Genomic DNA, 338 nt, shown 5'->3' on the forward strand with positions numbered 1-338 from the left:
ACCAAGCAAAAAACCGAGTGAATTTTTAACGAAATTCAACAAGCTTAATAATCGCGCGTCGTCTTTATAGACGACATCACAGATTAATAACTCGTAAAACTGGTAAACAAGTATCGCACTTAAAAGCGCCTGAAAGCGTTTGAAGGTGATGAGATGAAATGAATCACGAAGTGATGTTTACTTTTGTAAATGAACAAGAGATTCATGAATCGAAGAAAGATGCGAACGTTTGACCAAGCTTTTACACGATTAAGTTATTAAGGGCGCACGGTGGATGCCTTGGCACTAGAAGCCGAAGAAGGACGTTACTAACGACGATATGCTTTGGGGAGCTGTAA

At 39.6% G+C, this 338-nt stretch carries 1 rRNA gene; it reads left to right on the top strand.

Features of this window, described 5'->3' with window-relative positions:
* Nucleotides 1-247 precede the first annotated feature (247 nt).
* Nucleotides 248-338, top strand: a 23S ribosomal RNA gene (locus LQ617_RS15895); the annotation flags it as partial.

The sequence above is a fragment of the Mammaliicoccus sp. P-M59 genome, from assembly GCF_022386135.1.
GTDB classification, from domain to species: Bacteria; Bacillota; Bacilli; order Staphylococcales; family Staphylococcaceae; genus Mammaliicoccus; species Mammaliicoccus sciuri_A.